This is a genomic window from Kribbella ginsengisoli (assembly GCF_039537185.1).
GTDB classification, from domain to species: domain Bacteria; phylum Actinomycetota; class Actinomycetes; order Propionibacteriales; family Kribbellaceae; genus Kribbella; species Kribbella koreensis.
Genome location: NZ_BAABAA010000004.1, coordinates 38010 through 63836, shown reverse-complemented (window position 1 = coordinate 63836; position 25827 = coordinate 38010). Strand labels below are relative to the sequence as shown.

The window sequence follows — 25827 nt, the reverse complement described above, 5'->3', positions numbered from 1 at the left end:
TTGGTCTTCATGGAACTCACGACGCTCTGGTTCCTCGTCATCGCGGGTCTCTGGATCGGGTACTTCGTCCTCGAGGGCTTCGACTTCGGGGTGGGCATCCTGTTGCGGGTGCTCGGCCGCGACGAGCCGGAGCGGCGCGCGGTGATCACCACGATCGGGCCGGTCTGGGACGGCAACGAGGTCTGGCTGATCGTCGCCGGCGCGATGACGTTCGCGGCGTTCCCCGAGTGGTACGCGACCCTCTTCAGCGCCTTCTACCTACCGCTGTTCTTCATCCTGGTCGCTCTCATCCTGCGCGGGGTCGCGTTGGAGTACCGCGGCAAACGAGACGACTTGGTGTGGCGAAGCCGGATGGACACGATCATCGCGGTCAGCTCGTTGGTGCTGCCGCTGCTGTGGGGCATCGCGTTCGCGAACCTCGTCCGGGGCCTGCCCCTGGACGCCTCCCACGAGTTCGTCGGCAACCTGGGCACGCTCCTCAACCCCTTCGCCCTACTAGGCGGCGTGGCCTTCACCGCCCTCTTCGTAGCCCACGGCGCGATCTTCCTGTCCCTGAAAACCACCGGCGACCTACGAGAGCGCGCGAACCGGTTTGCGGCGGCGACGGGGCTGGCAGCGGCGGTGTTGGTGGTGGGCTTCCTGGCTTGGGCGCATTTGCAGTACGGCACCGGGGCGTCGGTGGTGGTCGCTGCGCTGGCAGCCGCCGCTCTGGTCGCCGGCTTGGTTGCCAACCGGCTCGCGCGGGAGGGATGGGCCTTCCTGGGGACAGCCGTCGCCGTGGCCTTGGGGGTTGTCTCACTCTTCGTGGCTTTGTTCCCGAACGTGATGCCCTCGACGCTTGATCCGGCGTGGAGTCTGACGGTGACGAATGCCAGTTCTACGCCGTACACGTTGAAGGTTTTGACGGTGATCGCGGCGATCTTCCTGCCGTTGGTGATGCTGTATCAGGGGTGGACCTACTGGGTGTTCAAGAAGCGGGTCACGGTCGAGCCGGTCGTGGTGTCGTGAAGCCGTTGGATCCGCGGTTGTTGCGGCGGGCCAAGGCTGCTCGGGTGTTCTTGGTCGGGTCGGTGGTAATCGGGGTGGCTACCGGCTTCTTCATCGTGGTGCAGGCGGTGTTGTTGGCTCATGCGATCGCGGGAGTGGTGCTGCGGGGCGACGGGGTCGGGCGGGTTGCGTGGTTGTTGGTGGGGGTGGTGGTCGCCCGGGCGGTGCTGGTGTGGGTGCAGGAGGTGGTGGCTCAGCGGGCGGCGGCTGCGGTGAAGTCGACGCTGCGGCGGCAGGTGCTGGAACACTCGCTGAAGCTGGGGCCGGCTTGGTTGAGCGGTGAGCGGAGCAGCGCGCTGACCACCTTGCTCACCAAGGGTCTGGACGATCTGGATCCGTACTTCGCGCGCTACCTCCCGCAGTTGGTGCTTGCCGCGACGGTGCCGGCCGGAGTGGTCGGGTGGATGGCTACTGGCGACCTGATCGCGGCCGGGACGGTGGTGGTGACGTTGCCGCTCATTCCGGTGTTCATGGCGTTGGTTGGGTGGGCTACGCAGGCGCATAGTCGTCGGCGGCAGCATGCGCTCGCCGTATTGGCTCATCACTTCTCTGACGTTGTTGCCGGGTTGCCGACGCTGAAGCTGTTCGGGCGGGCGAAGGGGCAGGTGCGGGCAGTCCGGGAGGTGACGGACCGGCATCGGGTGGCGTCGATGAAGAGTCTGCGGCTGGCGTTCCTGTCGTCGTTCGTACTGGAACTGCTCGCGAGCATCTCGGTGGCGCTCGTCGCGGTCGGTGTCGGGCTGCGGCTGATCGACGGGAAGCTCGGGCTGGAGACGGCGTTGCTGGTGCTGATCCTGGCGCCGGAGGCCTACCTGCCTTTGCGGCAGGTGGGTGCGCACTTCCATGCGAGCGCGGATGGGGTGGCGGCGAGCGAAGAGGTGTTCCGGGTGCTGGAGACGCCGCTGCCGGAGAGGGGCGAGCGTACCGACGTACCGGACTTGCGGGTGACTCCACTGCACCTGCACGACGTCACCGTGCGGTATCCGGGGCGAGACGAACCTGCTCTGGATGGCTTCGACCTGGACCTCTGGCCAGGCGAGGTGGTCGCTCTGGCCGGCCCAAGTGGCGCCGGCAAGTCGACTGTCCTTGCCGCGGTGCTTGGCTTCGTACTACCCGAGCGCGGGATGGTCATCGCGGGTGGTAGCGCCGCCGACGAGTTCACCCCCGAGCACTGGCGTCGCCAGTTCGCTTGGGTGCCGCAGCGACCTGGTCTCCGCACCGGCACCATCGCCGACAACATCCGCCTAGGCCGCCCCGACGCCACAGATGCTGACGTACTACGCGCACTAGCCGACGCAGGTGCCGCCGAACTGGCTCCAACCCAACAGGTAGGCGAATCCGGCCAACTACTCTCGGGCGGCCAGCGCCGCCGGGTAGCCCTCGCCAGAGCGCTCGTCACAGAAGCCCCAGTCCTGTTGCTGGATGAGCCCACCGCAGGGCTGGACGCCGAAGCTGAGGCGGAGGTAGTCAGCCATCTGCGCCGCTCAGGTCGCACAGTCCTACTGGTCGCTCACAGACCAGCCCTCCTCGCTGCCGCCGATCGGGTGGTCGAGGTAGGCCAGACCTCGCTCGGCCTTCGGCCGAGCCTCAGATCACGTGCGGGGGTGGCGGGATGAGCGGCCTGGCGGAGCGGATGTGGCGGGGTGGTGGGGGAGTGAGCTTGGTGGGGTTGGTGAAGCCCGAGCGGGGGGCTCGGTGGCGGCTTGGGTTGGCTGTGGGGGCTGGGGTGTTGGCTTCTGGGGCGGCTGTGGGGTTGTTGGCTACCTCTGCGTGGTTGATTACGGAGGCGGCGGCTCAGCCTCCGGTGCTGGTGTTGCTGGTGGCGATTGTGGCTGTGCGGGCGTTTGGGGTGGGGCGGGGTTTCTTTCGGTATGTGGAGCGGTTGGCGGCGCACGATGCGGCCTATCGGGTGTTGGGGGTTACCCGGGCTCGGATGACTGGGCGGTTGGAGGAGGTGGCGCCGGCTGGGCTTGGGGCTGTGCGTCGGGGGGACTTGCTGGCTCGGTTGGTGCTTGATGTGGATGCGGTGCTGGACCTGTGGTTGCGGGTGGTGTTGCCGGTGTTGGTGGCGGCGGTGACCGCTGCGGTGACGGTGGGGTTGTTGGTGGTGTTGCTGCCGGTGGCGGGGGCGGCGGTGGGTGTTGCTGTGGCGGTTGCATGCCTGGTGGTGCCTTGGGTGACGGCTCGTAGTGCTCGGCGGGCTGAGCAGGCGATCGCGGCGGACAGGGGAGAGGTTGCGGCTGGGGCGACTGAGACGTTGCTGACGGCTGCGGACGTGGTGGCTTTCAACGCGACTGAGGTAGTACTGGCCGAGTTCGAGGCGGCGGATGCGCGGCTTGCGGCGGCGGAGCGGCGGTCCGCTTGGAGTGCGGGGCTGGGGAATGCGTTGCTGGTGCTGTGTGTCGGCGGGGCGAGCATTGCGGGACTGGTACTGGGCAGCCGGGCCGACATCTCGGGGCCGGTGTTCGCGGTGCTTGTACTGACTCCACTGGCTCTTGCGGACGCGCTTGGCGGCATCCCGGCGACGGCCCAGATCGCTACTCGGGTCAAGGCCTCGCTGGTGAGAGTGCAGGACCTCCTCAACACCCCTACCCCGGTCACGGAGCCCAGCGCTCCGTCCGGGCTACCGGTGGGCCGCGACCTCGTCATCAGCCACCTGGACGCCGGATACGACGACCACCCCGTACTACGAGACGTCGCGCTAACCGTCGCCGCCGGGAGCCGAGTAGTGGTGACCGGCCCGAGTGGCTCCGGCAAGAGCACCCTGGCCTCCGTACTGCTCCGCTTCCTCGAGCCCACGAAAGGTGAGGTAGCACTGGGCGGCGTCAGCCTCACCGACCTCAGAGGCGACGACGTGCGGGAGACGATCGGCCTCCTGACCCAGGAGAGCCACGTGTTCGACACGAGCATCCGCGAGAACCTCCTGCTCGCCCAGCCCGGCGCCAGCGACCTCCGACTCTGGCGGGCCCTCTACCAGGCCCGCCTGGGCGAATTCGTCTCCAGCCTCCCCGACGGCCTCGACACCATGGTCGGAGAGCACGGGGCGAGACTGTCCGGCGGCGAGCGACAGCGACTCGCCTTCGCCCGGCTGATGCTCGCCAACCACGACGTACTGGTCCTGGACGAGCCCACCGAGCACCTGGACGAGGAGACGGCCCGCAGACTGCTCCACGACCTGTACGCCGCAGCAGGCCAACGGACCGTCATCTTGCTGACCCACCGTCCGGAACTGGCTCCTCACGCAACGCAACCTGTGCTGGCGCTCCCGTGATCGGTCCGTGCGTCTGCGAAGATGGGTGATCGTGTCGACCCCTCAGCTAGTCACCCTGCTCACCGACCAGGCCCTGATCGCGATCATCGCCGTGATCGCCGTCGTCCTGGTCGCCGGTACGGCCGGTCTGGTCGTCTCCAGGCGCCGCCAGGCGGAACTGCCCGCCGCACAGCCGGCCCCGGAGCTGACCGAGCCCAAGGTCGGTGACGACGCCGAGGAGCCACGGGACACGCCGACCCGCACGCTGGAAGACACCGAGCTGCCTGAGCCCACCACCGGGGCAGCGACCGGGACGCTGGAAAAGCCCGAGTCAGCGCAGGGCCGGCTCGTCCGGCTCCGTGCGCGGCTGGCCCGGTCCCAGGGCTCGCTGGGCAAGGGCCTGCTCGCGCTGCTGTCCCGCGACAAGCTGGACGACGAGGCGTGGGAGGACATCGAGACCACCCTGATCACCGCCGACGTCGGCGTCGCACCGACCCAGGAGCTGGTCGAGAAGCTTCGCACCCGCGTCCGCGTCGAGGGCGTCACCGCCGACCAGGCCCGAACCATCCTGCGCGAGGAGCTGATCGCGCTCGTCGACCCGACCCTCGACCGCTCGCTGAAGGTCGACCGCACGGACGACCAGCCTGCCGTCGTCCTGATGGTCGGCGTCAACGGCACCGGCAAGACCACCACGGTCGGCCGGCTCGCCCGGGTGCTGATCGCCGAGGACAAGCACGTCGTACTAGGCGCGGCTGACACGTTCCGCGCAGCGGCCGCCGACCAGCTGCAGACCTGGGGCGAGCGCGTAGGCGCCCGTACGGTCCGTGGACCCGAGGGCGGCGACCCGGCCAGCATCGCGTTCGACGCGGTCAAGCAAGGCATCGAGGAGCACGCCGACGTCGTCCTGATCGACACTGCCGGTCGCCTGCACACCAAGACCGGCCTGATGGACGAGCTGGGCAAGGTCAAGCGGGTGATCGAGAAGACCGCCGAGGTGGACGAGGTGCTGCTCGTCATCGACGCCACCACCGGGCAGAACGGGCTGACCCAGGCGCGGGTGTTCGCCGAGGTGATCAACGTGACTGGCCTGGTGCTGACCAAGCTGGACGGTACGGCGAAGGGCGGCATCGTGATCGCCGTCCAGCGTGAGCTCGGTGTCCCGGTCAAGCTGGTCGGCCTCGGCGAAGGTGCCGACGACCTGGCCCCCTTCGACGCCGAACAGTTCGTCGACGCCCTCCTCGACTAGACCCGCTTGGCGAGGTACAGGATGGTCGCCATCTCCAGGGTGACCGGCTCAGGCAGTACTGCGCGCAGGCGGTCGAGCAGTTCGTCGCGCTCCTCGTCCTCCAGCATCAGGTACGCCGACTGGGTGCCCAGGTGTGCCAGGTAGTCAGCCGTCGCCAGGGTGCGCTCCCACCGGTAGAGCTCCTGCCTGAGCTCGCTGAACTCGGATAGCTCCACCATCTCCGCGTGTGGCTCCGGCTGGTCCGACTCAGGCCACTCGCCGGGCGACTTCAACTCGTACTCGCTCAGGATCGTCTCGGTCTGCCGGCGTAACTCTGAGTCGACCAGCCTCTCGATGTTCCAGAAGAGCGCCAGTGAACCGCCGGGGCGCAGGGCCGCCGCGGTGCGGGTCCAACGGGTCTCCGGGTCCGTCCAATGGAACGCCTGCGCGCTGTAAACGAGATCGACCGGCTTCTCCGGCTCGTACGACTCCAGCGAACCCATGGCGATCGTCACCGGCAGCTCAGCCACGTGCTGCCGCAGCACGAGGGCCATGCCGGGGTCCGGTTCCAGGGCGATGACGTGCAGGCCGCGGGACGCGAACACGCGGGTCGCCTTGCCGGTGCCGGCCCCGATCTCCAGTGCCGTGGCCGGCGAGGAGTAACCGAGGACGTCCTCGAACAGCTCTGCTGGATAGCCTGGCCGCACTCGGTCGTACTCTTCAGCGACCTCGCCGAACGTCAATGCGCGTACCTTGTCCCCAGCCATGCCCGCGAGCATATCCGGAGAGAGATGACTGCCCAGGAGACCAGACTCGAGGACCTGTTGCGGGAGCTGACGCCGCAGGTGCTCGGCGCGGTGGTACGGCGTACCGGGGACTTCACCGCGGCTGAGGACGCCGTGCAGGAGGCGCTAATCGCAGCGGCCCGGACCTGGCCGCAGGACGGGGTACCGGACAATCCGCGCGGGTGGTTGATCCAGGCGGCGTCGCGGCGGTTCATCGACGAGATCCGGCAGGAGCAGGCGCGGCGCAAGCGCGAGGAGCTGGCGGCGCACCGGGAGGTGCCGGCCGAAGAGGTCGAGGAGCACGACGACACGCTGCGGTTGCTGTTCCTGTGCTGCCATCCGGCGCTCACCGCGGCCTCCGCGATCGCGCTGACGCTGCGCGCGGTCGGCGGCCTGACGACGGCGGAGATCGCGACCGCGTACTTGGTGCCTGAGGCAACGATGGCGCAGCGGATCAGCCGGGCGAAGCAGAAGCTCAAGGGGCTGCCGTTCGAGCTGTCGCAGGACGAGGAGCGTCTGGCGCAGGTGCTGCACGTGCTCTACCTGGTGTTCAACGAGGGCTACACCACGAGTAGCGGCGCTGACCTCCACCGCACTGACCTGTCCGGCGAGGCGATCCGGCTCACTCGGATGGTGCATCAGCTACTGCCCGACAGTGCCCAGGTCACCGCCCTGCTGGCGCTCATGCTGCTCAACGACGCCCGGCGGCTGGCCCGGACCGGCACGGCGGGCGAGCTGATCCCGTTGACCGAGCAGGACCGGACGTTGTGGAACAAGGAGTTCATCGACGAAGGGGTCACGCTGGCGGTGGAGGCGTTCAACCAGCCGCCACTGGGGGAGTACCAGCTGCAGGCTGCGATCGCTGCCCTGCATGACGAGGCGGCCCGGCCGGAGGACACAGACTGGCCGCAGATCCTCGGGCTCTACGGACTGCTCGAGGACCTGTCGGGCAACCCGATGGTCACGCTGAACCGTGCGGTCGCCCAGGCGATGGTGTCCGGCCCGGAGGCAGGGCTGGAGCTGCTGCGCCCGCTGGACGTCAAGCTGGACGGGCACTACCGGCTGGACGCAGTACGGGGGCACCTGTACGAGATGCTCGGGGAGTACGAGACCGCCGCGACCCACTTCACCGCGGCGGCCCGGCGGACCACCAGCACCCCGGAGCAGAACTACCTGACCACCAAGGCGGCGCAGGTCAGTGATGCTGCGCGAAAGCGCCGATGATCTCGTCCTGTCCCTCACCTGTTGCCAGCAGCAACCGCAGCAGCACCCGTGCCTTGTAGGGGTCGAGGAAACCGCCGTCGATGAGGCCGCGGGCCAACAGGTCCGACTCGGAGCCGGGTGAGCTGTAGGTGTTGCGCAGTACTGACCCACCGCCGGTGCGGGACGTCAGCACGACGGGGATGCGCTCCGCCAGCTCGCCGAGCACCGGCGCCAACGCAGCTGGGACATGACCAACGCCGTACGCCGCAACGACCAAGCCCTGGTGCGTATCGGCCAGCCCCTTGAGCAGTACGCCGTCATCGTCCAGCGTGACGGTGTAGAGCGCCACCTGCGCCGCATCGAGATCAGCAGGCTCAGCGCGACCTGGTACTCCGTCCTGTCGGCCAGGCCGCGTCAGGATGCGCACCTGCCCCTCGACGAGCTGGCCGATGGGTCCTGCGTTGGGGGACGCGAACGTCGCAGTACTGGTGCTGTGCGTCTTGCGTACCCACCGTGCTGCATGGATCTGATCGTTGAAGACGACCAGTGCTCCCAGGTCGCGCGCAGCGGGGGAGCAGGCGACCCGGGCAGCGGCCAGGAGGTTCGCCGGGCCGTCAGGGCCGGCAAGAGTCGGGTTGCGCATGGCACCGGTCAGCACGAACGGCTGCGAGTGCGGCCAGACCTGGTCGACCAGGAAGGCCGTCTCCTCCAAGGTGTCCGACCCCTGCGTCACGACGACGCCGGTGGCGCCGTTGCTGATCGCCTTCGAGGCCGCGTCGACGACGTCGAGCATCTTGGCGAGGGTGAGGTTGGCGCTCGGTACCGCCTCGATGTCCTGGATCTCCAAGGGCACCGGCAGCCCGGCCAGGCCGGGTACTGCCTCGGTCAGGTCGGCACCGGTCAATCGGGCCACGCCGTCGGGCGTCCGCCCGGCCATCGAGATGGTGCCGCCGAGGGTGAACAACGCAACGCTCACTGACGTGGGTCCTCTCATCGGAGTGACGACCGCGGAAGAGTACTACCTATTTGGAGCGGGCGCGGACGTGCATCCGCTCGCCTTGCGGGCCGTACAGGCAGAGCATCTCGGCAGGGCCTGGTCCGGGGTTGCCGAACCAGTGCGGGACGCGGGTGTCGAACTCGGCCACCTCGCCCTCTCGCAGGATGAAGTCGTTGTCGCCGAGCACCAACCGGATCTGGCCTGACAGCACGTAGAGCCAGTCGTAGCCCTCGTGCACCCGCTGCTCGACGTCGTTGCCGTTCCAGCCGGCCGGGACGATCTGTTTGAACGCCTGCAGGCCTCCCGGCCGACGCGACAGCGGGATCATCGTCGCGCCGTTGCGCTTGAAGGCCTTGGCGTGCACGCGCGGGTCGCCGGTCGGTGGGGCGTCGACCAGCTCGTCCAGCTGGACCTGGTGGGCGCGGGCGAGTGGCAGCAGCAGTTCGAGTGTCGGCTTGCGCTGGCCGGACTCCAGCCGGGACAGCGTGCTGACCGAGATGCCGGTCGTCTCGGACAGCTGGGTGAGCGTCGTGTCGCGCTCGAGCCGCAGAGCGCGCAGGCGGGGGCCGACCGCTTCGAGGACGTCGCCGAGATCAGGTTCCATCTTGCCATTCTGGCAAAGAAGTTTGTCATTCTCGACACTGCGGCGGAGGGTCGGAGCAGGAGATCGAAGACGAAGGAGTACATCGTGAAGCGGTACGACGTGGTGGTGATCGGCGGGGGAGCCGCTGGGCTGAGTGGCGCGCTGGCGCTGGTCCGGTCGCGCAGGTCGGTGCTGGTGGTCGACAACGGCACACCCCGCAATGCCCCGGCGGAGCACGTGCACAACTACCTGAGCCGGGATGGGGTGCCGCCTGCCGAGCTCTACTCGATCGGGCGCGCCGAGGTCGCCGGGTACGGCGGGGAGGTCGTGATCGACACGGTCACGGGCGTGCGGCGGGGCGGTTCGGAGTACGGGTTCGTAGTGGAGCTGGCTGGGCGGGAGGCGGTGGAGGCCCGGCGGTTGCTGGTCACTACCGGGGTGGCGGACGTACTGCCCGAGGTGGCCGGGCTGGCTGAGCGGTTCGGGCGGGACGTGTTGCACTGCCCGTACTGTCACGGGTGGGAGGTGCGCGACCAGGCGATCGGCGTACTGGCTACCAATCCGATGGCCGGGCATCAGACGCTGATGTTCCGGCAACTGAGTGATGACGTGACGCTGTTCCTCAATGACGTGCTGGAGCCCACGGAGGAGCAGTGGGAGGAGTTCGCTGCCCGCGGGATCTCCGTGGTGCAAGGGAAAGTCACCTCACTCGAGGTGACCGATGACAAGCTCACCGGGGTACGTCTGGAAGGCGGCCGAGTGATCCCACGCCAAGCGCTGGCCGTCCAGACCCGGCTGGAGGCGCGTGCCGACTTCCTGACCGGCCTGGGCCTCAAGACGTCTGCACGCGAGGGTCGGGGAGTAGTGGTCGGCACTGCTGTCGATGCAGACCCCACGGGCGCCACTGATGTCCCCGGCGTCTGGGTGGCCGGCAACGTGACTGACCCGATGGGTCAGGTCGTCACCTCGGCGGCCGCCGGCCTGATGGCGGGTGCTGCCATCAACGGTGACCTGATCGCGGAGGACACCCGCCAGGCAGTGGAGCTCTACCGCAACGCAGTCGCTACTTCTGTCTAGCCCGGTGCGCGGCTGCCTTCACCCGGCTCTGGCACTGGGGTGAGCAGAATCGCCGCGCGCTGTTGCGGGAGGCATCGACGAACACGCGATCGCAGGCCGGCGCGGAGCAGACTCCGAGCCGGCCGGCGAGGTCGCTGCCAAGAGCCATGGCCAGTCCGGCTGCGCAGCCAGCCGCCCAGCCGTTCGCCAGGGTGTCGTCGGCGCCGTGGAAGTGCAGGCTCCATCCGGGGGCGCCGGAGCGGTCCAGTTGGGGCCGGGCGTTCGTGTCGAGAAGCAGCGCGTTGACCTCCTGAGCGGCGCGATCGGTGTCGCCGCCATGTGAGGCCTCGAAGATCACCCGCATCCTGACGGCTACTGCCGTCAGCTGCTCGGCATCGGCGGCGGATACCGCCGGCCTGCGCCGGCCGTCGTCGCCGAGGGCATCTGCCGTTGCCCCGGCGAGATCTGCGGGGACTGCGAAGGGGGCACCCCCGGACTGGCCGGGTGTGAGTCGGTTGACCAGTGCCACGGCAGCGGTCAGCGTGTTGAGGATGTGACTATCGAAGTTCACTTGACCAGTCACTCCGAAGTTTCGTAGGGTCCGATGTCGTGACCAACCATACCGGCTTTGCTAGTCACCAGAGGTTGCCGACGGCTGTCTGGGTGCTGGTGATCGCCCGCGGAGTGAATCGGCTCGGGGCGTTCACGCTGCCGTTCCTGGCGGTGGTGCTGACAGTGGAGCTCGGGGCGAGTGTCGCCCAGGCCGGCCTGGTGCTCACGGTCTTCGGGTTGGCGACCTTGCCGTCCAGGGTGTTCGGCGGTCACCTAGCTGATCGGCTGGGGCGGCGGTGGACGATCGTCGCCGGGCTGGTCGGGTGCGCGGTGGGGCAGGTCTGGATCGCGGCGTCGGGGAGCTTGTGGTCCGCGGTGCCTGCGGTGGTGGTGTTGGGATTGGCCTTCGAGATCTACGAGCCGCCGAGCCAGGCGATCATCGCGGACGTGACGGAGCCGGTGGACCGGCCGGCGGCGTACGGGTTGCTGGGCGCGGTGATGGCCGTGGCGGCTGTGGTGGCCGGGCTGCTGGCCGCCTGGTTGGGGCAGTGGGACCTGCGGTGGCTGTTCGTCGCAGATGCGGCCAGCTGTCTGGCTTGTGCAGTGCTGGTGGCCGTGGCGCTGCCGGGCGGAGTGCAGGTGGCGCCGGCGGCTGCGGCGGTCTGGCGGGATCGGCGGCTGCTGTGGGTGATGGGGTCGGGCACTGTCTTCGCAGTACTCGCCATGGTGCTGGTGTTCGGGCTACCTCTCACCCTGCTCGACCGGGGCGTCTCGGCATCGGGCGTCGGGATCATCCTGGCGGTCTCGGCGATCGCGCAGGTCGCAGTACAGCCAGTACTCCGAGGCAGCCGACTGCAAGCGCTCGACAACTTCCAAGCGCTGACCCTCGGCTACGTCTTGCTAGGAGCCGGCCTCATCGCCAACGGCTTCTCGCACAGCCTCCCCGCGTTCGTAGCGGCTGCTGTCGTCTGGAGTCTGGGGGACCTGATACTGATCGGCCGGGCCCTCTCAGTAGTCGCCGAGCTGGCTCCGGAGCATGCCCGAGGCCGCTACCTGGCTACCTACGGCCTGAGCTGGGGAGTAGCCACCGCAGTAGCCCCACTGATCGGCACTCAACTCCTCTCAGTAGTGGGCCCGACCGGTTTATGGATCGGCTGCGGAGTCGCGGCCTGCATCCTCGCAACCCTCCAGCCAAAGCTCCGGCGGCTCGTGCGGTCACAACCCCCTCTTTTGGGTATTGAATGATCTAGGGAGGGTGGATGCGCGACACAGTCGACCCAGAGTTCGCCGCGTACGTCGATGCGCGGCAAGGTAGATGGCTCCGTGCTGCGTACCTGGTGTACGGCGAGCTCGAGCGGGCCGAGGAGCAGCTGCTGCATGCCTTCACCCGGCTGTCGTTGCGGTGGGGGAAGGTCGACGACCCGGATGCCTTCGTGCTCGGGTACCTGTACGACGCGGCCATGTCGCGGTTCTCCCGGAGCGTCAAGGCCTTCGAGGACGAAGAGGACCCGGTCAAGGTCGCATTGGGTGCTCTCACCCCGCAGCAGCGCGCAGTACTGGTGCTCCTGCACCTGGAGGAGCTCACCGAGTTCGAAGTGGCCGAAGCACTGAAGATGTCCAGCTCGGCCGTGCACGCGACGGGGATGACCGCTATCAGCCGCTTCCGGCTAGAGCTCGGTACGCCGGACTGGCGCGACGTCACCGGAAGGGAACCGCGGTGAAGCGCGAGGAGGTGCCCTTCATGCTGCGGCGGGCCTCCGACCGGCTCCCCGAACCTGAGCTGGCCGACGCGGCCTGGGCAGCAGGACTCGCCCACCGCCGTCGCCAGCGGCGCAGCATCATCGCCGGGCTGATCGCCTTGCTGTTGGTGGTTGTCGTCGGCGTGCTCGTGATGACGCTGGGTGGCGGCAAGAGCGCGTTCACGCCACCCGACACCACGCCGACCCCGCCCGGCTATGTGCCGCCGGCCGGCCAGATCTCGGGCATCACCTACTGGAACGCGCCGCCCGCCGGCAGCGAACGCTTCCTCGACCGGGTCACCACGCCGCTGGGCGAGCTGCTGCAGTTGCCGGACAACGCCGGAGACCTCAAGACCAACCCGATGGACCGGATCGCAGCGGTGACGCTCGCACGGCAAGGGGGCGGCTATGTGCCGCTTTTCCTCAGTGCTGAAGGCCATTGGGCCCGGGCCGCCCGGGAGTTGCGGCCGATCGTCACCGGGCAGCCGCTGAGCTCCGGCTCGATCGCACCGGACGGCAAGCTGGTCGCGTTCCCGCAACCCAGCGGGGTGTACGTGATCGACGCCAGTACCTCGGACGCACGGCTGATCGCGCTACCCGCGGAGGACGTCCGCAGTGTGTCCTGGCTGGCGAACAGCACGCGCCTGCTGGTCAGCGGACCCGGTACGGCGTACCAGCTGGATGTGGACCTGCAGACGACCAAGCAGCCGGCCGTCGGAGGCGTTGCCGTGAGCAACGACGCGGAGGACGCGACCGCGCCGTACCGGTTGGACGGGGCGGCTGGGCAGGTGGCGCTGCGCCAGTACGCGGGGAACAACGGCTGGGTCGAGGTCAGCAGCCCAGGGCTGCCGGTGGACCGGTGGGTCGGTCAAACGTTTGCTGGAGGCAACATGGTCGCGCGGATGTTCGTCGCGACCCAGCTGCCGCAGGTGCCGACGGTCGCATCCGCTGCCCAGGTGCTGGCGGCGATCTCGACACTGGAGCCGCGCGACGACCGGTTGCTCGTACTGGGCGAGACCCCGGCCGCGACACCGACCCCTGGCAGGACCAGCCCGGACCGGATCCGTGAGCCGGGCTGCTGCTTCCTGCTCGGCTGGTACGACAACAAGACGGCCTTGTTCCAGGTCACTGACTGGCTGCTGGCATGGAACCTGCAGACCGGCAAGGTCCGCCGGGTCACCGAACTCGACGTCGACGGTCTCGCCCTCGGACCAGGCATCCGAGGCTGACCTTCCCCGCTAGCCGTCCACGATCGACCTCATCGTCATCTCCACCAGGTGATCGGCGTCCTCGACGGCAGGCATCGGCTCGCCGGTCATCGCCCGCAGGATCAGGACGCCGGCCAGCCACTGCACCATCAGGACCGGGTCTGCACCGGCCCGGATCCGCTCACCGCGCTGCCGGGCCCGCTCCAGCGCCGCCGCCGTCAAGGCGATCCGGCGCTGCAGGAAGCCGCGGTAGAACGCGGTGAACTGCTCGTCGCGGTTCATCTCGGTGATGGCGAGCCTGATCAGCGCGACGCCTTCCTTGGTGTTCACGAACATCAGCGCGTCGCGGTAGACCTGGCGCAGGTCACCCGCGATCGACCCGGTGTCGGCATCCGGGATCTCGATGTCGAACAGCTGTGCCATCGCGTCGTTGGCGAGGAGCTCCTTGCTCGCCCACCGCCGGTAGATCGTTGCCTTGCCGACGCCGGCCGCCTCGGCCACGTCGTCGACGGTCATCCCGTCGAATCCACGCTCGAGCAGCAGCTGCACGGCGTACCGGCGGATCCTCGGTTCGGCGTCCGGGTCCCGCGGCCTGCCTCGACGTGGCCTCTCCCCGCTGTTGATCCCCATTTCGTACTTCCCCAGCTTCGGACGGTCGCAGTGGCGCGGCTGCGGGCCGTGTGGTCAGGCCAGAGTGCCACAACCGGGCCGATGTCATCTCGATGTCACTTAACGCACGCCTTTGTCACATCCCCGAAACATCAGGATCGATCGGCTGAAACGGCGCGCCGACACCGTTTGCGGTGTGGCCGTGCGCGGGCTTCCCGGCGTTGTGGAGCTCCCCGAATGAGGACGCGGGCCACCCCCAGATCGATGGAAGGGATGACGTTGATGGAGATCAACGCCGGCGATACCGCCTGGGTCTTGGTCAGTGCCGCCCTGGTGTTCTTGATGACACCGGGCCTGGCTTTCTTCTACGGCGGCATGGTGCGCGTCAAGAGCGTGCTGAACATGATGATGATGAGTGCCATCACCATCGCGGTCGTCACCATCTTGTGGGTGGTGGTCGGCTACTCGCTGACGTTCGCCGGTGACTCCGGGCATGTGATCGGTGACTTCTCGGCGGTGGGCCTGAAGGGCCTGCTCGCGCCGGACGCGGTCAGCGGCACGATTCCGACGCTCGCGTTCGTGGCCTTCCAGCTGATGTTCGCGATCATCACCCCGGCGCTGATCTCGGGCGCCATCGCGGACCGGGCCACCTTCCGTGGCTGGATCGTGTTCGTCGCGGGCTGGACCACCCTGGTGTACTTCCCGGTCGCGCACTCCGTCTGGTTCCTCGACGACGGGGCCGGCGGCTGGATCGGCGACAAGCTGAAGGCGATCGACTTCGCCGGTGGTACCGCGGTCCACGTGAACGCCGGTGCGGCAGCCCTGGCGCTGGCCATCGTGCTCGGGCGCCGGGTGGGGTGGCGCAAGGACCCGATGCGTCCGCACAGCCTCCCGCTGGTCATTCTCGGCGCCGGTCTGCTGTGGTTCGGCTGGTTCGGCTTCAACGCCGGCTCCGCCCTGAGCGCCGGCTCCACCGCGGCGATCACGTTCGTCAACACGCAGGTCGCCACGGCCGCCGCCGTGATCGGCTGGCTGATCGTTGAGCGGATCCGGCACGGCAAGGCGACCACTCTGGGGATGGCGTCCGGTGCTGTGGCTGGTCTGGTGGCGATCACCCCGTCCTGTGGTGCGGTCACCCCGGTCGGCGCGATCATCCTCGGTGTGCTCGCCGGCGCCATCTGCGCCTTCGCGGTCTCGCTCAAGTACAAGCTGGGCTTCGACGACTCGCTCGACGTGGTCGGCGTGCACCTGGTCGGCGGTCTGTTCGGCTCGCTGGCGATCGGCTTCCTGGGCAGCGCGGCCGCGCCGTCCGCGGTGAACGGCCTGTTCTACGGTGGTGGCGTGAGCCAGCTGGGCAAGCAGGCGCTGGCCAACGTGGTCGTGGGTGTCTACTCGTTCACGGTGGCGTTCATCCTCGGCAAGGTGATCGACAAGACGATCGGCTTCCGGCTCAGCGAGGACGACGAGGTCGCCGGTGTCGACCAGGCCGAGCACGCGGAGACGGCGTACGACTTCCTGGCCGCGGGTTCCGGGCTGCGGGGGCACAGCGCGATCGCCCGTCCGGCGGCCGCCGAGGTTGAGACCGACACCGCTGAGAAGGAAGGTGCGAAGGTATGAAGCTGATCACCGCGGTGGTCAAGCCGCACAAGCTGGAAGACGTCCGGGCCGCGCTGGAGACGTTCGGGGTGACCGGCATGACGGTCACCGAGGCGAGCGGCTACGGCCGGCAGAAGGGCCACACCGAGGTCTACCGCGGCGCGGAGTACGAGGTGGACCTGGTCCCGAAGGTCCGGCTCGAGGTGGTCGTCGAGGACGGTGACGGCGCCGACGTGGTGGACGTGATCGTGAAGGCCGCGCAGACCGGCAAGATCGGTGACGGCAAGGTCTGGGTGACCCCGGTCGAGACGATCGTCCGGGTCCGTACCGGTGAGCTGGACGGAGACGCCCTCTAGATGGTGGATCGAGCAGCACAGCGGCGCGCGCGTGCCGAAGAGGCCGACGCGCTGCTGTACCTGCTCCTCTCCAAGGCATGCGACGCCCTCGGCACTCCTGCCGAGGGCGTCGCCCTGGTCGCGGTCGGCGGCTACGGCCGGGAGGAGCTCTCCCCGTACAGCGATCTCGACGTGATGCTGCTGCACACCGAGGGATACCCGCGGATCGACGAACTGGCCGCCCAGATCTGGTACCCGCTGTGGGACTCGCGGACCAAGCTGGACCACAGCGTCCGGACTCTGGGGGAGGCGCAGGCGGCCGCGGCGGACGACGTACGTGTCGCGCTGGGGCTGCTGGACGCCAGGCATGTCGCGGGCGACTCACACCTCACACTGCAGCTCCGGTCGCTGTTGATGGCCGATTGGCGTCGTACGGCGAAGACGCGGCTGCCCGGGCTGGCGGAGGCGTGCCGGGACCGGGCCAACACGGTGGGGGAGCTCGCCCACCTCGCCGAGCCTGACTTGAAGGAAGCGTACGGCGGGCTGCGGGACGCGGTCGTGCTGCGCGCATTGGTTGCGTCGTGGCTTATCGACGTACCGCATCCGGTGGTCGAGCGGGCCCGGCTGGACCTGCTGAACATCCGGGACGAGCTGCATACCGTCGCCGGCCGGGCAACTGACCGGGTGGTCGCCGATGTGGCCGGTGAGGTCGCTGCCGGGCTTGGGCTGCCGGATCGCGACGCACTGCTGCGGCACATCTATTCGACCGGCAGGACGCTGGCGCACGTGTGTGACGTGTCGTGGCGGCGGATCGAGAGCCTGATGGCCCGTCCGCCTCGATCACGGCGCCGTGGCCGTAGTGGTGGACCGTTGCTGTTGGCACTGGACGAGGGAGTCGGCCAGCACGAGGGCGAGGTCGTCCTGATGCCGGATGCCCGTCCTGAACGGGATGCGGCGCTCGGACTGCGTGCTGCGGCTGTGGCTGCGGATAGAGACCTTGTACTGTCCCCGGCCGTCTGTGCTCGGCTGGCGAACACTGCTGCGCTGTTGCCGGAGCCCTGGCCTGCTGAGGCTCGGCGCCTGCTCTGTGCGCTGATCGGAGCCGGATCGGGTCTCCTGGAGGTCTGGGAGGCGCTGGACCAGGCTGGGTACATCACGCGGATCTTCCCCGAGTGGGACCTGGTTCGCTTCCGGCCGCCGCAGTCGGCAGTGCACCGCTACACGGTTGACCGGCACTTGCTGGAGACCTGTGTCGAGGCTTCGAAGATGGTCCGGGACGTACGGCGCCCTGACCTGTTGCTGATCGCCGCGTTGGTGCATGACCTCGGCAAAGCAGTTGAGGGCGACCACAGCGTCACCGGGGCCGTCATTGCCACTACTGTCGCTCGCCGATTGGGGTTTGCCGAGGCGGACGTCGACACGATCACACTGCTTGTCCGGCAGCACTTGGTGTTGGCGCAGGTGGCTACTCGACGCGATCTGGACGACCCGATGACTGTGGAGCTCGTCGCGGGCATCGTGGGCGACACCGAGACGCTGGACCTGCTGGAAGCTCTCACGTACGCCGATGCGCGCGCTGCCGGCCCGGCGGCCGCCTCGCCGTGGCGGATGCGGTTGGTGGGCGAGTTGGCCCGGCGCGTGCGTGGTGAGTTGTCCGGGGGAGGGGCCGGGTTGTGGACGGACGCTCCGCCGATCCCAGTGCCCGAGTTGCACCAGGTGGTCGGAGTGGGGCGGCTGGGTGTGACGGTGTCGGAGCATCGGGGCGATGTTCGCGTCAACGTGGCCGTACCCGACCAGGTGGGGACCTTGGCGACTGTGGCGGGGGTGCTTGCAGTGGAGCGTCTCGCAGTACGGTCTGCGGTGGTCACGTCGGTTGACGGGATGGGGATCTCACAGTGGTCGGTGGCTGGGGCGGCACCTGACCCAGTGCGGCTGCGCGACCGGCTTGCGGTGGCACTACGCGACGACAGCGATCTCGTACGCCGGTTGGCCGCGCGCGACGCATCGCGGGGCAAGAGTGCCGCGTCGCGAGTCGACTTGTTGCCAGAGGCATCGGAGACGGCGACTGTGCTGCAGGTGCGGGCGCATGACCGGCCGGGGCTGCTCTACGACGTCGCTGCGGCCATTGCCTCGACAGGGGCGGACGTGAGGTCGGCCCACGTGAGCACGCTCGGTGCGGAGTGTGTGGACGTGTTCTACCTGACCGACCGGGATGGCTCGCCACTGGAGGACGAGGACGCGCGTACGACCGCCAAGTCGGTGTTGGATCGCTTGAGCTTCTAGTCTCGTCCAGGTGGACCTCGTAGCGAACTTCCAGCGTCAGATCGAGCAGTTCGAAGAGCTCGGCTCGCCCATGTACGCCGATCTGCTCCGGCGGGTCGTGGACGACTATGAGCTCGGTGGTGTCTCCAGCCGGATCCTGGCCGGTTGCGAGGACCTGCCACAGGACTATGTGGTCGCGCTGCCTCTGCTGGGTGCGGTGCATCGCATGGTGCTGACAGGGGAGGCTCCCGAGCTTGCCGTGTTCTATCCGAGCGTCGGGGGCGAGTGGGACCCGGTGCTCGGCTGGGAGGCGTTCGAGCAGCTGCTGTCGGCGCGGGTGCCGGAGCTGCGCAGTCTGCTTTCACAGGTGCCGCAGACCAACGAGGTAGGCCGGTCTATCGCTCTCTACGGTGGGCTGCTCCGGCTGCTTGAGGACATGCCCTTGCCGGTGCGGTTGCTGGAGATCGGGTCCAGTGCGGGGCTCAACCTGCGGGCAGACCACTACCGCTACCTGGCGGACGGGGAGAGCTTCGGGCCGGCGGACAGCCCGGTGGTGTTCGAGGATGCGTGGTCGGGGCGGTCATTGGTGCCCGCGCCGGGTTTGCGGATCGCGGAGCGGGTCGGGAGCGACGTTGCGCCCGTGGATGCGTTGAGCTCGGGCGGTGCGCTCACGCTGACCTCCTATGTGTGGCCGGATCAGGCGGAGCGGTTGGAGCGGCTGCGGGGTGCGTTGGCGATCGCCCGGTCGGTGCCGGCCGACGTACGGCGGGAGGACGCGGTGTCGTTCCTGCGCAACGTAGAGCTGTCCGAGGGGCATGTCACGGTCATCTGGCACTCGGTCATGTGGTTCTACCTGAAGCCCGACGAGCAGGCGGAGGCGCTCGGCTTGATCGACGCGCTGGGGGAGCGGGCGACCTCGACGGCGCCGCTCGCGCATCTACGGCTCGAGCACGACCGGCGTACGCCTGACTCGGAGGTCGAGTTCCTGATTGTGCTCGAGACCTGGCCGGGCGGTTCGCGACAGGTCCTGGGCAGTTCGGGCGCCCACGGCCTGCCGGTCCAGTGGGAATGAGAGCCGTTCTCCTACGTCAGTACGACGACCAGGGTGTCGGTGAGCTCGGCGGCGTACCGGCCGTCGGGGTCGAGGTCCGGGTCGAAGATGCCGATGTCGAAGCCGACGCATTTGGGTGAGGCGAGGATCGGCCGGAGCAACTGCCTCAGGTGCTCGTGCTGTAGCCCGCCCGGGTCGGGCGAGTCGACCGCCGGCATCACCTCGGCATCGAGAATGTCGACGTCGAGATGCACCCAGAACCCGTCGAGATCGTCGCGCTCGAGATGTTCCAGTACGCCGGCCGCGGCGGCTGCCGGGTTGTCGATCACCGCGAGCGCGGACCAGTCGGGGATGCCGGCCGATTTGAGGCTGTCCAGGTACGACTCGTCCTCGCGGTAGCCGAGCATCACGGCGTCGGTGTCGCGGACGTACGGCTTCAGCCCTTCCAGGTCAGTGAGATCGTCCTGGCCGCGCCCTGTCACCAGGGCGAGTGCCTCGCCGCCGGCTGCCCCGACATACGCGTCGTTGTCGACGGTACGGAAGTCCGAATGCCCGTCGAGATAGACGACGCCGTACCGGCCGCGGCGTCTGAGCGCGAGGGCCGGCCCGAGCAGATTGCTGCACTCTCCACCGAGCAGCACGACGAACTTGTCGTCGTCCAGCAGCTTGCCGATTCGATCAGCCAACTGCACCGTGTACTTCGCCATCGCGGCCGCGTTGAAGACACCGTCGCCAGGCTTCCAGTCCCCTCGGTCGTACCGGGGCGGGGTCACGCAGCCCGCATCGCCGGCCCCGATCCGGCCGAGGAAACCCTGATCCCGCAGCGCTCCGGCCAGCTTGTAACACCCCGGCACCGTCCCAACTGCCGGTGGCCGCAACCCCAGGTTGGACGGCCCGTCCAATACGACCGCGTCAGGCAAAACTGCCCACCTCCTCGTCCGTGCGTGTCAGGCCACAAAAGTACGCCGGGCTCCGGTGCACCCGCGGCGTCGCCGGCGCTGATCCGGTGACGATTTAGATCAGGATCGAAGGGCCTTGGTGGGGTGGGCGATCTCCGTTTTGCTGTGGTGCCAAGCCGCCTCGCCCAGCTGAAAGGCCCGCCATGGTCGCAGGGAGAAGATCCACCGCACTGCTACTTGCTCTGTTGTTCGGCCTCGCCGCAATCCTCGTCCCGACCCCCGCCCAGGCCGCCGGATCCCGTCCGGACTTCCATGCACCGTGGAACTGCGGGGAATCCCGTTCCTACTCACATCACGCCGCCGAGGTGCCGAACGCCCTCGACTTCATCGGCGCGCCGGGCGGCGACCTGGGTTCGCCGGTACTCGCCTCCGCCGCCGGAACGGTCGTCTCGGCCGGCGTCAACGGCGGCTACGGCAACGAGGTCGTCCTGTCGCACGGGGGCGGCTGGTCCAGCCGCGTTGCCCACCTCAGCGCCATCCATGTCTCGGTCGGACAGCAGGTCGACGCCGGTCAAAGCCTCGGCCTGGTCGGTTCGACCGGCAACTCCACCGGTCCGCACCTGCACTACGAACAGCTGGCCGACGGCGTACAGGCGCCGATCGTGCTCGACGGTACGGCGCTGGAGTACCGGCCGACGCCCACCACCCACGTGGGCCGCAACTGTCCGGTGCAGCGGTTCGCGTTTGTGAACTCCGCGGGTCAGGTTTTCGCGAAGGACGGGTCGCATTCGCCGTGGCCCGGTGCGCTGAATGGCGGGGCTGCCTCGAAGGTCGTGCTGAGTGGGCAGTGGATCGGCATCATGACCGGCGACACCTTCTGGGCGAAGTCCGGGATCAACGGTGCTTGGAAGCTGATGGCTTCGGGTGCCGGGATGCGCGATATCGCCATTGACGGGGATCGGTTCGCTTTTGTGAATTCGGCCGGTCAGGTGCTGGTGAAGGATGGCGCGGATTCACCGTGGTCGGCGCCGATCAATGGCGGTGACGCCACCAAGGTGGTGCTGGACGACGGCTGGATCGGCCTGTTGCAGGGCGGTGGGTTCCTGGCGAAGTTCGGCATCTTCGGTGGCTGGAAGGTGATGGCCGGTGGTCCGGACGTCATCGACGTGGCGATCGACGGGAATCGGTTCGCTTTTGTGAACAGTGCCGGGTTCGCGTTTGCCAAGGACGGCGCCGATTCGCCGTGGCCGGGTGCGCTGAATGGTGGTGGCGCGACCCGGGTGGAGTTGGAGAGCGGCTGGATCGGCGTTCTGCAGGGCGGCAGTTTCCTGGCGAAGTTCGACATCTTCGGTTCCTGGAAGACGCTGGCCGGTGGTGGTGGCGTCACCGATATCGCTTTGGGCCGTGGCGACTGGTTCGGATTCATCGGCTCCGGCGACTTCTTCGCCAAGCAGGGTGCTGACGCGGGCTGGTTGTCGATGGCCGGTGGCGGCCAGGTCCGCGACATCACCATCGAAACGTGATTCTCATGAAGGAGTCCACGGTGTCCAAGTTCAGCTCACTGCGGCGCGGTCCGCGCCGCCTGCTCGCCCTGCTCCTGACGGCCGGCGCGCTGGTGCTCGTGCCCGCGATGCCTGCCCAGGCGGACTGCCCGAGCATTCCGCCCGACCGGGACCTGGCCGTCACGCAGATCGTCTACCAGGTCGGTTCCGAACTCGGTGTCTCCGACAAGGTCATGCTCGCCGGTTTCGAGACCGGCTGGGTCGAGTCCCGGATGAACAACCTCAACTGCGGCGACCAGGACTCGCTCGGCGTCTTCCAGCAGCGCCCGTCACAGGGCTGGGGTACACCGGCGCAGATCATGGACGTTCGCTTCGCATCGAACTCCTTCTTCACCCGCGCCAAGAACTCCGAGGCAGCCAACCCCGGTTTCACCGCCGGCCAGATCGCCCAGGACGTGCAGCGTTCGGCCCACCCCGACCGGTACGACGCGGCCGAAGGCAAAGCACGGTCGATGATGGCCGAGGTCGCGATCCAGCGGTTCGCGTTCGTGAACTCCGGGGCCGGGCAGGTGTTCGCGAAGGACGGCTCGCATTCGCCGTGGCCTGGTGCGCTGAACGGCGGAGGCGCGTCGAAGGTCGTGTTGAGCGGCCAGTGGATCGGCATCATGACCAGCGACACCTTCTGGGCAAAGTCCGGGATCAACGGTGCCTGGAAGCTGATGGCTTCGGGTGCTGGGATGCGGGATATCGCGATCGACGGGGATCGGTTCGCTTTTGCGAATTCGGCCGGCCAGGTGCTGGTGAAGGACGGCGCGGATTCACCGTGGTCGACGCCGATCAACGGCGGTGACGCCACCAAGGTGGTGCTGGACGACGGCTGGATCGGGGTCTTGCAGGGTGGTGGATTCCTGGCGAAGTTCGGCATCTTCGGCGGCTGGAAGGTGATGGCGGGTGGTCCGGACGTCGTCGACGTGGCGATCGACGGTAGCCGGTTCGCCTTTGTGAACAGCGCCGGCTTCGTCTTTGCCAAGGACGGTGCCGATTCGCCGTGGCCCGGTGCATTGAATGGTGGTGGCGCGACTCGGGTGGAGCTGGAGAGCGGCTGGATCGGTGTGATCCAGGGCGGCAGTTTCCTCGCGAAGTTCGACATCTTCGGTACCTGGAAGACGCTGGCCGATGGCGGCGGTGTCACCGATATCGCCTTGGGCCGTGGCGGCTGGTTCGGATTCATCGGCTCAGGCAGCTTCTTCGCCAAGCAAGGCGCGGACAACGGCTGGCTGACCATGGCCGGCGGCGGCCAGGTCCGCGACATCGCCATCGAAACCTGAGCTTTCACCGACAGTGAGGAGAACGACCATGACATCTACGGCCCACACTTCCAGCGGCGTCGCCCGGCGTACCGTGCTCGCCGCCATCCCCGCCATGACTGCGGCGCTGGCGATCACCACCGCCGGCTCGGCTGCTGCCACGCCCGCCGTACCTGCCAAGCGGCCCCAGTGTCTCGCCGACCTGGTCGCCGCACCCACCACCGGAGGGGACCGCTGATGGCCTCCATTCCCTGGCTCGCCGACGTCCTGCGCGAAGCCGGTGTCAGCGTGGTCGAAGAGGGTGACTGGCGCAACCGCGGTACCGGCGGCGCCTTCGACCCGATCGGCGTGCTCTGGCATCACACCGCCGGCAATCCCAGTCCCGGCAACCCGCATCCGTCGCTCGGGATCTGCATCAACGGCCGGTCCGACCTGGCCGGGCCGCTGTGCCACGCCCTGGTGGACTACAACGGCGTCTTTCACATCATCTCGGCCAACAGCGCCAACCACGCCGGCCCGTCCGGCGGCAGTGGGCCAATCCCGGCCGGCAACGGCAACGCGATGCTGATCGGCTGGGAGATCGAGTACAACGGCGTCGACACGGCGATGACGCCGGCACAGTACGGCGCGTCCGTCACCGCCACGGCCGCCGTGTTGCGGCGGCTCGGCAAGGACGCCTCGTATGCCCGCGGCCACCGCGAGACCAGTACCGAGGGCAAGCCCGACCCGGCCTTCGTCGATCTCGACCAGATGCGTGCGGACGTGGCCGCCCGGATGATCTCCCGGTTCGCCTTCGTCAACAGCGCCGGTCAGGTGATCGTGAAGGACGGGTCGCACTCGCCCTGGGAGAACCCGATCAACGGCGGCGGCGCGAGCAAGGTCGTGCTGAGCGGCCAGTGGATCGGCATCATGACCGGCGACACCTTCTGGGCGAAGTCGGGCATCTTCGGCAACTGGGTGGGGATGGCCGCCGGCGCCGGGATGCGGGACATCGCGATCAGCGGTGACCGGTTCGCGTTCGTCAACGCCGCCGGCCAGGTCCTCGTCAAGGACGGGGTCAGCTCGCCGTGGCCGAGCCCGATCAACGGTGGTGGCGCGAGCAAGGTCGTCCTCAGCGGTGGCTGGATCGGTGTCCAGCAAGGCGACTCGTTCCTCGCCAAGTCGGGGATCCAGGGGTCCTGGCGGACGATGGCCGACGCGCCGGGGCTGAAGGACATCGCCATCGACAACAACCGGTTCGCCTTCGTCAACGGGGCCGGCCAGGCGATCGTCAAGGACGGCGTCGACTCGCCCTGGCCGACAGCGATCAACCCTGGTGGAGCCACCCGCGTCGTCCTCAAGGACGGCTGGATCGGGGTGCTCCAGGGCGGCGACTTCCTGGCCAAGTTCGACATCTTCGGCGGCTGGAAGACGATGGCGTCGGGCGGTCAGGTGTCCGACATCGCCCTGGGCGGCAACGGCTGGTTCGGCTTCGTCGGGTCCGGCAACTTCCTCGCCAAACAAGGCGCCGACAGCGGCTGGCTGCAGATGGCCCCGACCGGCAGCGTCCGCTCGATCGCACTGGAGACCTGATCCGCGGTCGTGGCAAGTCCGGTCCGCCCGGGCTTGCCACGACGACGGACCTCACCGCCCGGAGGGCCCATGCTCAGGATCCACTTCTCCGCCACCGACATCGCCCGACTCCAGATCCGCGACACCCCGCACCCACTCTGGGAGGCTCTGCTGAGCCTCCACGTCCTGCAGAGCACCGGCGGGCCCCACTTCACCGAGTGGCGCCGCGATGCCGCGCGCAGGATGTACGGCGCCGAGCCACTGGTCGAGCTCGCCTGGCCCTGGGGGTACTCGCCGGACTTCCTCACCCCCGACCTGCCAGGGGCGGGGATCGAAGAAGCCGTCGCCGTGCTCCTGCACACGCCGCGCGAGCGGATTGCCGCGGATGTGCGCGAGCTGGGCGCCATCCGCCGGCTCGGCGCGGCGAACCTGGCTGTCGCGGACGGCGATGAGCGGGCGCTTCGCTGGCTCGGGACGGCTGTCCGCGCGTACCACCACTCCGCCCTCGGGCCGGTGTGGCCGGCGGTGGTCCGGCTCGTCGCGGAGGACGCCGAAGCGCGCCGCCGGATCCTCGACCTGGACGGCGTCGACCGCCTGCTGGCCACGCTGCACCCGATGGCCGTCTGGCGTCGACCGGTCCTGGAGATCGACTACCCGGTCGACCAGGACCTGCGTCTGGGCGGGCGCGGACTGGAGCTGATCCCGTCGTACTTCTGTCAGAACGTACCGATCACCTTGAAGGACACCGGCCTGCCGCCCGTCCTGGTCTACCCGGCCAACCGACCCGCTCCCGTCGCCGACGCCTCCCTGGCCGCCCTGGTCGGCAACACCCGCGCCGCCGTCCTGGAGGCGGTAGCGGTCGGCCGCACCACGACCGAGCTGGCCCACGAACTGGGGGTCTCGGCCGCCAACATCAGCCACCACATCGGCGTACTACGAAAAGCCGGCATGCTGACCACCCAACGCCAGGGCGCCAACGGCTTCCACCGCCTAACCATCCTGGGCACAGCAGTCCTCGGCAGACGCCTGTAACCGAGTAGCCGCCCAGGGATGCTCGCCCGTCAACCGGG

At 68.5% G+C, this 25827-nt stretch carries 24 protein-coding genes; 18 read left to right on the top strand and 6 right to left on the bottom strand.

Going from position 1 to position 25827, the window contains the following annotated elements; all coding sequences use genetic code 11:
* Positions 1 to 9 precede the first annotated feature (9 nt).
* The 4 genes from cydB to ftsY are packed head-to-tail and all read left to right on the top strand — an operon-like array spanning position 10 to position 5543.
* The gene (gene cydB, locus ABD768_RS16710) at positions 10 to 1008 is read left to right on the top strand and encodes a cytochrome d ubiquinol oxidase subunit II (protein WP_343963483.1); all 999 of its coding nucleotides are present in this window, start codon (positions 10 to 12) and stop codon (positions 1006 to 1008) included.
* Positions 1005 to 2663 (top strand): thiol reductant ABC exporter subunit CydD, encoded by a 1659-nt coding sequence (cydD, locus tag ABD768_RS16705; RefSeq protein WP_344841498.1) that lies wholly within the window; start codon positions 1005 to 1007, stop codon positions 2661 to 2663. The genes cydB and cydD overlap by 4 nt, the downstream gene beginning before the upstream one ends.
* The gene (gene cydC, locus ABD768_RS16700; protein ID WP_344841496.1) at positions 2660 to 4318 is read left to right on the top strand and encodes a thiol reductant ABC exporter subunit CydC; all 1659 of its coding nucleotides are present in this window, start codon (positions 2660 to 2662) and stop codon (positions 4316 to 4318) included. Before cydD ends, cydC begins: the two co-directional genes overlap by 4 nt.
* Before the next feature lie 31 nt (positions 4319 to 4349).
* Positions 4350 to 5543, top strand: a complete 1194-nt coding sequence (ftsY, locus tag ABD768_RS16695; RefSeq protein ID WP_344841493.1) for a signal recognition particle-docking protein FtsY — start codon at positions 4350 to 4352, stop codon at positions 5541 to 5543.
* Here ftsY and ABD768_RS16690 read toward each other — a convergent pair.
* Positions 5540 to 6289 carry a class I SAM-dependent methyltransferase gene (locus tag ABD768_RS16690; protein ID WP_344841491.1) on the bottom strand — a complete coding sequence of 250 codons (750 nt, stop codon included), beginning with the start codon at positions 6287 to 6289 and terminating at the stop codon, positions 5540 to 5542. The genes ftsY and ABD768_RS16690 overlap by 4 nt on opposite strands.
* Before the next feature lie 24 nt (positions 6290 to 6313).
* Between ABD768_RS16690 and ABD768_RS16685 the strand changes: the two genes are divergently transcribed.
* On the top strand, positions 6314 to 7531 hold the full coding sequence (locus ABD768_RS16685; RefSeq protein ID WP_344841489.1) for an RNA polymerase sigma factor: 1218 nt from the start codon (positions 6314 to 6316) through the stop codon (positions 7529 to 7531).
* On the opposite strand, the gene ABD768_RS16680 is transcribed toward ABD768_RS16685, so the two are convergent.
* Together ABD768_RS16680 and ABD768_RS16675 are read right to left on the bottom strand one after the other, a co-directional pair.
* Positions 7503 to 8486: an asparaginase gene (locus tag ABD768_RS16680; RefSeq protein ID WP_343963468.1), complete on the bottom strand. Its 984-nt coding sequence runs from the start codon at positions 8484 to 8486 to the stop codon at positions 7503 to 7505. The two genes, ABD768_RS16685 and ABD768_RS16680, sit on opposite strands and share 29 nt — an antisense overlap.
* Before the next feature lie 46 nt (positions 8487 to 8532).
* A complete protein-coding gene (locus ABD768_RS16675) occupies positions 8533 to 9111 on the bottom strand; it encodes a helix-turn-helix domain-containing protein (protein WP_343963466.1) in 579 nt (192 codons plus the stop codon).
* Between the two features lie 84 nt (positions 9112 to 9195).
* Between ABD768_RS16675 and ABD768_RS16670 the strand changes: the two genes are divergently transcribed.
* Positions 9196 to 10167, top strand: a complete 972-nt coding sequence (locus ABD768_RS16670) for an NAD(P)/FAD-dependent oxidoreductase (protein WP_344841486.1) — start codon at positions 9196 to 9198, stop codon at positions 10165 to 10167.
* Here ABD768_RS16670 and ABD768_RS16665 read toward each other — a convergent pair.
* Positions 10154 to 10717 carry a CGNR zinc finger domain-containing protein gene (locus tag ABD768_RS16665; protein ID WP_344841484.1) on the bottom strand — a complete coding sequence of 188 codons (564 nt, stop codon included), beginning with the start codon at positions 10715 to 10717 and terminating at the stop codon, positions 10154 to 10156. The genes ABD768_RS16670 and ABD768_RS16665 overlap by 14 nt on opposite strands.
* A gap of 38 nt (positions 10718 to 10755) precedes the next feature.
* Here ABD768_RS16665 and ABD768_RS16660 point away from each other — a divergent pair, with 38 nt between their 5' ends.
* The 3 genes from ABD768_RS16660 to ABD768_RS16650 are packed head-to-tail and all read left to right on the top strand — an operon-like array spanning position 10756 to position 13666.
* A complete protein-coding gene (locus ABD768_RS16660; protein ID WP_344841482.1) occupies positions 10756 to 11943 on the top strand; it encodes an MFS transporter in 1188 nt (395 codons plus the stop codon).
* A 14-nt stretch (positions 11944 to 11957) separates the two neighbouring features.
* On the top strand, positions 11958 to 12419 hold the full coding sequence (locus ABD768_RS16655; RefSeq protein WP_343963457.1) for a sigma factor-like helix-turn-helix DNA-binding protein: 462 nt from the start codon (positions 11958 to 11960) through the stop codon (positions 12417 to 12419).
* On the top strand, positions 12416 to 13666 hold the full coding sequence (locus ABD768_RS16650; protein ID WP_343963455.1) for a TolB-like translocation protein: 1251 nt from the start codon (positions 12416 to 12418) through the stop codon (positions 13664 to 13666). Before ABD768_RS16655 ends, ABD768_RS16650 begins: the two co-directional genes overlap by 4 nt.
* A gap of 9 nt (positions 13667 to 13675) precedes the next feature.
* Here ABD768_RS16650 and ABD768_RS16645 read toward each other — a convergent pair whose 3' ends face one another.
* Positions 13676 to 14275 carry a TetR/AcrR family transcriptional regulator gene (locus tag ABD768_RS16645; protein WP_343963453.1) on the bottom strand — a complete coding sequence of 200 codons (600 nt, stop codon included), beginning with the start codon at positions 14273 to 14275 and terminating at the stop codon, positions 13676 to 13678.
* Positions 14276 to 14491: 216 nt separating this feature from the next.
* Between ABD768_RS16645 and ABD768_RS16640 the strand changes: the two genes are divergently transcribed.
* Genes ABD768_RS16640 through ABD768_RS16625 form a run of 4 tightly spaced genes read left to right on the top strand, consistent with a single transcriptional unit; the run spans position 14492 to position 19519 of the window.
* Positions 14492 to 15871 (top strand): ammonium transporter, encoded by a 1380-nt coding sequence (locus tag ABD768_RS16640; RefSeq protein ID WP_425552027.1) that lies wholly within the window; start codon positions 14492 to 14494, stop codon positions 15869 to 15871.
* Positions 15868 to 16206 carry a P-II family nitrogen regulator gene (locus ABD768_RS16635; protein ID WP_325036050.1) on the top strand — a complete coding sequence of 113 codons (339 nt, stop codon included), beginning with the start codon at positions 15868 to 15870 and terminating at the stop codon, positions 16204 to 16206. The genes ABD768_RS16640 and ABD768_RS16635 overlap by 4 nt, the downstream gene beginning before the upstream one ends.
* Positions 16207 to 18468 (top strand): [protein-PII] uridylyltransferase, encoded by a 2262-nt coding sequence (locus ABD768_RS16630; protein WP_344841479.1) that lies wholly within the window; start codon positions 16207 to 16209, stop codon positions 18466 to 18468.
* Between the two features lie 10 nt (positions 18469 to 18478).
* Positions 18479 to 19519: a DUF2332 domain-containing protein gene (locus tag ABD768_RS16625; protein WP_344841477.1), complete on the top strand. Its 1041-nt coding sequence runs from the start codon at positions 18479 to 18481 to the stop codon at positions 19517 to 19519.
* Positions 19520 to 19530: 11 nt separating this feature from the next.
* Here ABD768_RS16625 and ABD768_RS16620 read toward each other — a convergent pair whose 3' ends face one another.
* Complete coding sequence (locus ABD768_RS16620; protein WP_344841475.1) at positions 19531 to 20418, bottom strand: arginase family protein; 888 nt, start codon at positions 20416 to 20418, stop codon at positions 19531 to 19533.
* 344 nt (positions 20419 to 20762) lie between these two features.
* Here ABD768_RS16620 and ABD768_RS16615 point away from each other — a divergent pair, with 344 nt between their 5' ends.
* From ABD768_RS16615 to ABD768_RS16595, 5 genes are all read left to right on the top strand, one after another.
* Entirely contained in the window at positions 20763 to 21920 is a 1158-nt protein-coding gene (locus tag ABD768_RS16615; RefSeq protein WP_344841473.1) for a M23 family metallopeptidase, read from the top strand.
* Positions 21921 to 21940: 20 nt separating this feature from the next.
* Complete coding sequence (locus ABD768_RS43120; RefSeq protein WP_425558430.1) at positions 21941 to 23227, top strand: hypothetical protein; 1287 nt, start codon at positions 21941 to 21943, stop codon at positions 23225 to 23227.
* Between the two features lie 28 nt (positions 23228 to 23255).
* The gene (locus tag ABD768_RS16605; protein WP_344841471.1) at positions 23256 to 23444 is read left to right on the top strand and encodes a hypothetical protein; all 189 of its coding nucleotides are present in this window, start codon (positions 23256 to 23258) and stop codon (positions 23442 to 23444) included.
* The gene (locus tag ABD768_RS16600) at positions 23444 to 24778 is read left to right on the top strand and encodes a peptidoglycan recognition protein family protein (protein ID WP_344841469.1); all 1335 of its coding nucleotides are present in this window, start codon (positions 23444 to 23446) and stop codon (positions 24776 to 24778) included. The genes ABD768_RS16605 and ABD768_RS16600 overlap by 1 nt, the downstream gene beginning before the upstream one ends.
* Before the next feature lie 69 nt (positions 24779 to 24847).
* Positions 24848 to 25789 carry an ArsR/SmtB family transcription factor gene (locus tag ABD768_RS16595; RefSeq protein WP_344841467.1) on the top strand — a complete coding sequence of 314 codons (942 nt, stop codon included), beginning with the start codon at positions 24848 to 24850 and terminating at the stop codon, positions 25787 to 25789.
* The last annotated feature ends 38 nt before the right edge of the window (positions 25790 to 25827 follow it).